We start from the raw sequence: 6000 nt of genomic DNA, 5'->3' as shown, positions 1-6000 counted from the left end.
ACGTCTGCCGTTTCCAGCTCCGCTTTGGTCACAAGGCTTTAGGAGTTAAAAGCAATTAACGTGGAGTTCGCACCAATTGCTTGATACGAAGGGTATTCTGTTATAAATCTATGCTTCTATACAGGTTTGTATAGGCTTGTAAAAGTTTGTTGTAACAGTTTAATTACCCAAAATAAATCAAAATACTGTAGCCAATCTTCAATTTCTTTAAGTTTTTCGGCATGTAATGTGTACACTTTTTCTCGTCCCTTTTTCTGAGAAGAGACTAGCTCAGCTTGTTCTAAAATTTTTAAATGCTTTACGACAGCAGTTCGGCTAATAGAAAAATTCTCAGAAATAAGTGAGATCGGTTTATCACTTGAGGCAAGTAGCTGTAGGACATGACGTCTTGTTGGATCAGCAATTGCTTGAAAAACATCATACTTTACAGCAAGTGGTGTCATTGTGATTCCACAACTTCTTTTAATTTTTTGCCGATAAGCATTGTCCAGCCACCATCCATTGTTGTACGAATAGCTTCAGCAGGCATGTTAGCTTTAGGAATGATATGTGAAGCTTCTTTCCAGCCACCATGAGTTAATGTAAATTCTGTTTGCTCACCAATTTCCTTCAGTTCAAAAGTGACAAACCATCCATCTGTATCCCACGCAAAACGAACAAAATGAGGAGCATCTACTTGTTCTACTCGACATGGTGAAGGACCAAACGGTGATTGTATTGTAAATTCATGCCCTTCAACTGGCTTGAAATTGTTTGGCATAAGCCAAGAAGCAATCTTTTCAGCGTCTGTTACTGTTTCCCACACTTTTTCAATCGGTGCATTGAGTGTAACTGTTTTAACGATGTTCTCTAGTTTTTCAGTCATTTAAAATGAACTCCTTTATAAAAAAATATAACCATAAGGTGTTATGAATATATAACACCTTATGGTTGTATGTCAATTATAATTACTTTGGATAAATTTTCTCATTACGTCTTTTGGTGTAATTGTACATATGTTAAAATTATTTTTATAATTTTCTGATTAAAAGGGAGGGTATTTAAGTGGTGAACATGTCTGTCTTTTTATTAATGTGTATTTTATTAATTATTTTGCCTGGTCCAGATACGGCGATTGCAACAAAAAATACACTTACCGTAAGTAGAAAAGGGGGCTTACAGACTTTAATCGGTTCGTGCTGTGGATTATTGATTCATACATTTGCAGCGGTTATTGGACTTTCCGCGATTGTTGTCAAGTCAGCATATGTATTTGCCATTTTAAAATACGTCGGAGCGGTCTATTTATGTTATTTAGGAATCAAAACTTTATGGGCATTACGAACAATACGTTCGCAGCCTCCTGTAGTGCAAGATGAGACCCAAATTGATCATAAATATTCGCAGCAATCATGCTTTAAGCAAGGCTTTTTAACGAACGTAACAAACCCAAAGGTGGCTGTATTTTTTCTCACATTTTTACCTCAGTTTGTAGATGGCAAGAGCGGTACATTTATACCGTTTCTTATTATGGGACTAATTTATACTGCATTAACAGGATTTTGGTTTGTGTTTTATGTTTACTTATTAGATAAAATTAGCGCATTTATGAAAAAGCCAAGGACGAAAGCTGTAATCGAAGGATTGACAGGTGCAGTATTAATTGGCTTTGGCATTAAATTGGCATTAGAAAAAGCCCATTAAGGGCTTTTTTTGCGGCTAAATTTTTGGGGAAATTTATTTTAGTAGTAGGGATCACTTTCTAAAAATCAAAACTTCACGGATAAATATTCCGTGAAGTACTTTATATCCAACTAGAAGAACAGGAAGCCAATGCTAATAATAATGCCGGTGAAGATTAAAATGAATAAACAGAAGCCCATTATATCTCTAGCCTTTAAGCCAGCAATGGCAAGGGCTGGTAGTGCCCAGAACGGCTGAATCATATTTGTCCAAGCGTCACCCCACGCGATTGCCATGGCAGTTTTAGCATAGTCGGCACCTAAAGTGGTTGCAGCATCTAGCATAATAGGAGCTTGTACCGCCCATTGTCCACCGCCTGATGGTATAAAGAAGTTAACAAGTCCTGCAGAGTAAAATGTAAACAAATAGAAAGTATGTTCATTGGAAATATTGACGAACCATTCTGAGAATACAGCAGCTAAACCAGAAGCGGTCATCATACCCATAATCCCTGCATAAAACGGAAATTGAAAAACGATGCCTGTTGTTGTTTTAATAGCATCCTGTGCAGCAGCTAGGAAACGCTGTGGTGTTCCGTGAAAAATGATCCCCAACACAATAAAAATCGTATTGATCACATTTAAATCAAGAACAAAGCCTTTCGTCATAAAATGATGTACTAAAAATACGAGTCCAATAATAGCGATTAAAATTGTTAAAATATAACTTCTTTCAGAACGGCTAGCAAAGTTATTTTCAGGTTTAGGCAACTTTGTTTTTTCCTCTACTAATAAAGTAGGGTCAACCTCGACCGAGTCTTCTTCTTTTGGCATCATCCAACGATTAAAGAATGGTAATGTGAAGACAATCACAATGACTATAAACAAGTTATACGTTGAAAATAATGTAATATTTGTTGGGATAATCCCCATAATATCCGCAAACTTATGACCTTCAGTTGCGATGGATAACGGAATTGAGCCAGCTAATCCACCATGCCAAATAACAAAGCCAGAATAGGCACTAGCAATTAATAAACGATAATCTACTTTTTTAACATGACGAGCAATTTCCTTTGCAAATAGGGCGCCAATGACAAGTCCGAATCCCCAGTTAATCCAGCAAGCGATTAGCGATACAAATGTAACAATAATAATGGCCATACCGGTTGTTTTTATTTTACTTGCAATGGCTGCTAATCCTTTTTTAAAAACAGGACTATTCGCTAAAATATGGCCTGCAGCTAAGACAATCACCATTTGCATTGTAAATTCTAGTAAACTCCAAAAACTACCTCCCCAATATGTCACCATATCGAGCGGAGAAGCATCTGTTAATGCAACCCCTAATAATAACGTTAATACTGTTAGTATAGTGACAAAAATATATGGATCAGGTAAATATTTTTCCATGATAGCATTTGAAATTCTTGTTAACGTTTTCATGTTTGAAATCCCCTTTCCTTTTCTGCCATCCCTTATGGCTAATTGTACATAGGGAAATGAATAAATAAAGATAAAATAGGAATCAAGAACGATAAAACGAACGTAATCTAGAAATAAACGAATGATTACTGTCGCAGAATAAACTGTGATTTAAATCATAACAAAGCCTTGTGGCTATTATGTTTAGTCCACATGTTTTTAAGAAGAAGGATAAGTAGAAAATGAGGAGAATCTATTACTAAATAGGGAGTTTTGGAATATTTTTTATAACAAATTAGAATAAATAGGGGGTATCTATATGGAGTTGCGAGATTTAAAAGCTTTTATGACCGTTGTTGAACATGGGAGTTTTTCAAAGGCAGCTAATGAATGCTTTATATCACAGCCTTCATTAAGCAAAAGCATTAAAAAGTTGGAGAATGCTCTTCATGTAGAGTTGTTAAACCGATCTACACGTAATATAGAATTAACAGACGCTGGTAGTATTGTTTTTAAACAAGGACAAAAAATAATACGTTCTGTACACGATTTACATATATTATTGGATGATTTATCGAACATCAAAACAGGTACGATTAAATTAGGAATTCCACCGCTAATCGGCACACTATTTTTCCCTGAAATTGCTCGAAAGTTTCATAAGCGATATCCTAAGGTGCATTTAGAGCTTGTGGAACGGGGAGCTAAAATGATCGGAACGTTAGTAGAGAATGGTGATGTTGATATGGGAATTGTCGTTATACCTACAGATGAAAGGAAATTTTCTGTCCAATCATTTGTGGAAGACCAATTTTTTGTCTTTATCAATGAGTCCCATCCTCTAGCTCAGCAAGAACATATTCGATTACAAGATTTAAAAAATGAAACATTCATTATCTTTACAGAGGAATTCACATTACATGATTATGTTATTAAATCATGTAAAAGTGTAGGGTTTACACCAATAATCGGCTATAAAAGCTCACAGTGGGATTTAATAGTGGAGCTAGTATCCTCGAACTTAGGAGTGACACTTTTACCATATTCAATTGCCGCAAAGCAGACGAACAGAAATGTCAAAATTGTTCCGTTACTTAACTTTGACATGCCATGGCGTTTAGGCGTTATTACGAAGAAAAATACTTATCAATCCTTTGCATTAAAGCAACTACTCCATACAATACGTTCTGAAAATTGATTTATGCACTTTTAGAATAAATAGTATTCTAATTTATTCCTTTACTTATAAAATGATAGTAAGGTAGAATTTTTCTTAATAAACGAGAAATTTTAGGAGGTTTCGATATGGGGAAGGGGAAAGTGTGGAATTCGTTTGAGGAGGCCATCGTCGATATTAAAGATGGAGATACGTTAGCAGTAGGGGGCTTCGGGCTATGTGGAATCCCTGAAAAATCTATTGCATCGCTAGTCCAAAAGGGAACAAAGGACTTAACGGTCATAAGCAATAACTGCGGTGTGGATGATTGGGGTTTAGGCCTTTTATTAGCAAATAAACAAATTAAAAAAATGATCGCATCCTATGTAGGTGAAAATAAAATTTTTGAGCAGCAATTTTTAAGCGGGGAGCTTGAAGTAGAATTGACACCACAAGGTACGTTAGCGGAGCGCATGCGAGCTGGCGGAGCTGGGATTCCGGGTTTTTACACAGCTACTGGAGTCGGAACACCAATCGCTGAGGGGAAAGAAGTAAAAGTTTTTGATGGCAAGGAATATATTTTAGAAAAAGGTATTATCGCAGACTTTGCACTAGTCAAAGCATGGAAGGCGGACAAGCTTGGCAATTTGGTTTTCAGAAAAACATCACGTAACTTCAATCCACTAGCTGCAATGGCAGGAAAAATTACGATTGCAGAAGTAGAAGAAATTGTTGAAGTTGGAGAGCTAGATCCAGATCATATTCATACACCTGGTGTGTTCGTGCAGCGAGTTTTGCTAGGTGGCAATTATGAGAAGCGTATTGAGCGTTTGACGGTAAAAAAGGGGGATGCGTAAATGGCTGATACAAGACAAAGAATAGTATATAGAGCAGTAAAAGAAATACAAAATGGCATGAACGTCAATTTAGGTATTGGTATTCCAACGCTAGTAGCCAATGCAATTCCATCTGATTATGACGTCCTTTTACAATCAGAAAACGGGCTTCTTGGCATTGGTCCGTATCCAGCAGAAGACGTGGTCGATCCTGATTTAATTAATGCAGGTAAAGAAACGGTCACTGCAATTCCAGGTGCCTCCTTCTTCGACAGTGCCGAATCATTTGCCATGATTCGTGGAGGCCATATCGATCTGGCTATTTTAGGTGGCATGGAAGTATCTGAAACGGGGGACCTTGCGAACTGGATGATTCCGGGGAAAATGGTGAAAGGTATGGGAGGCGCCATGGACCTTGTAGTCGGGGCGAAAAGAGTAGTAGTCGTGATGGAGCATGTCAATAAAAACGGTGAGTCAAAAATAAAAAAACGATGTGAGCTACCGTTAACCGGAAAAGGCGTTGTGCATAGATTAATTACAGATTTGGCTGTTTTCGATTTTACAGATGAAGGGATGCAGCTTATAGAACTAGCAGAGGGTGTCGAGTTAGAGGAAGTAAAAGAGAAGACCGCTGCTTCTTTTAGTGTTGCTTTAACATCTTTCAGCAAATGTCTCCCACCTCTATAGATGGTGAGATGAGTGCGGATTTAAGCTACTTTTCGGTAGATGTCCAAACACCCGCTGAAAGAAGTTAAATCCTCCGGCAGATGTCACGGAATTGGAAAGGAGTGCTTAGGGGATGTTAGCCTAAAATCATCGCATCCATGCGATAACGGCGAACTGACCTGCATCGTGCAGGCCTAAGCACAAAGCCGATTCCAGACGCAATTATGCCAAGGCATAATTGATCATCATAAATTAA

7 protein-coding genes are annotated in these 6000 nt (G+C 37.5%); 4 read left to right on the top strand and 3 right to left on the bottom strand.

The window, feature by feature from the left end; translation table 11 throughout:
* Window positions 1-116: 116 nt before the first annotated feature.
* Both ABNX05_RS23120 and ABNX05_RS23115 read right to left on the bottom strand, forming a co-directional pair.
* A complete protein-coding gene (locus ABNX05_RS23120; RefSeq protein WP_349661837.1) occupies window positions 117-443 on the bottom strand; it encodes an ArsR/SmtB family transcription factor in 327 nt (108 codons plus the stop codon).
* Complete coding sequence (locus tag ABNX05_RS23115) at window positions 440-865, bottom strand: SRPBCC family protein (protein ID WP_079563037.1); 426 nt, start codon at window positions 863-865, stop codon at window positions 440-442. The genes ABNX05_RS23120 and ABNX05_RS23115 overlap by 4 nt, the downstream gene beginning before the upstream one ends.
* A 188-nt stretch (window positions 866-1053) precedes the next feature.
* On the opposite strand from ABNX05_RS23115, the gene ABNX05_RS23110 reads away from it, so the two are divergent.
* Window positions 1054-1683 (top strand): LysE family translocator, encoded by a 630-nt coding sequence (locus ABNX05_RS23110; protein WP_349661841.1) that lies wholly within the window; start codon window positions 1054-1056, stop codon window positions 1681-1683.
* Window positions 1684-1793: 110 nt separating this feature from the next.
* Here ABNX05_RS23110 and ABNX05_RS23105 read toward each other — a convergent pair whose 3' ends face one another.
* Window positions 1794-3107 (bottom strand): short-chain fatty acid transporter, encoded by a 1314-nt coding sequence (locus ABNX05_RS23105; protein WP_349661836.1) that lies wholly within the window; start codon window positions 3105-3107, stop codon window positions 1794-1796.
* A gap of 298 nt (window positions 3108-3405) precedes the next feature.
* Here ABNX05_RS23105 and ABNX05_RS23100 point away from each other — a divergent pair, with 298 nt between their 5' ends.
* The 3 genes from ABNX05_RS23100 to ABNX05_RS23090 all read left to right on the top strand — a co-directional run bounded on the left by ABNX05_RS23100 (window position 3406) and on the right by ABNX05_RS23090 (window position 5765).
* On the top strand, window positions 3406-4284 hold the full coding sequence (locus ABNX05_RS23100) for a LysR family transcriptional regulator (protein WP_349661835.1): 879 nt from the start codon (window positions 3406-3408) through the stop codon (window positions 4282-4284).
* A gap of 107 nt (window positions 4285-4391) precedes the next feature.
* The gene (locus ABNX05_RS23095; RefSeq protein WP_349661834.1) at window positions 4392-5099 is read left to right on the top strand and encodes a CoA transferase subunit A; all 708 of its coding nucleotides are present in this window, start codon (window positions 4392-4394) and stop codon (window positions 5097-5099) included.
* Window positions 5100-5765 (top strand): 3-oxoacid CoA-transferase subunit B, encoded by a 666-nt coding sequence (locus ABNX05_RS23090; RefSeq protein WP_349661833.1) that lies wholly within the window; start codon window positions 5100-5102, stop codon window positions 5763-5765.
* The last annotated feature ends 235 nt before the right edge of the window (window positions 5766-6000 follow it).

It is taken from the genome of Lysinibacillus zambalensis, assembly GCF_040183165.1.
Taxonomy (GTDB): domain Bacteria; phylum Bacillota; class Bacilli; order Bacillales_A; family Planococcaceae; genus Lysinibacillus; species Lysinibacillus zambalensis.
This window is presented reverse-complemented; position numbering and strand designations above follow the sequence as displayed.

Bases quoted from the DNA above. Each gene is read 5' to 3' on its own strand.
- ABNX05_RS23120 (WP_349661837.1), bottom strand. From the start codon at position 443: ATGACACCACTTGCTGTAAAGTATGATGTTTTTCAAGCAATTGCTGAT.
- ABNX05_RS23115 (WP_079563037.1), bottom strand. From the start codon at position 865: ATGACTGAAAAACTAGAGAACATCGTTAAAACAGTTACACTCAATGCA.
- ABNX05_RS23110 (WP_349661841.1), top strand. From the start codon at position 1,054: ATGTCTGTCTTTTTATTAATGTGTATTTTATTAATTATTTTGCCTGGT.
- ABNX05_RS23105 (WP_349661836.1), bottom strand. From the start codon at position 3,107: ATGAAAACGTTAACAAGAATTTCAAATGCTATCATGGAAAAATATTTA.
- ABNX05_RS23100 (WP_349661835.1), top strand. From the start codon at position 3,406: ATGGAGTTGCGAGATTTAAAAGCTTTTATGACCGTTGTTGAACATGGG.
- ABNX05_RS23095 (WP_349661834.1), top strand. From the start codon at position 4,392: ATGGGGAAGGGGAAAGTGTGGAATTCGTTTGAGGAGGCCATCGTCGAT.
- ABNX05_RS23090 (WP_349661833.1), top strand. From the start codon at position 5,100: ATGGCTGATACAAGACAAAGAATAGTATATAGAGCAGTAAAAGAAATA.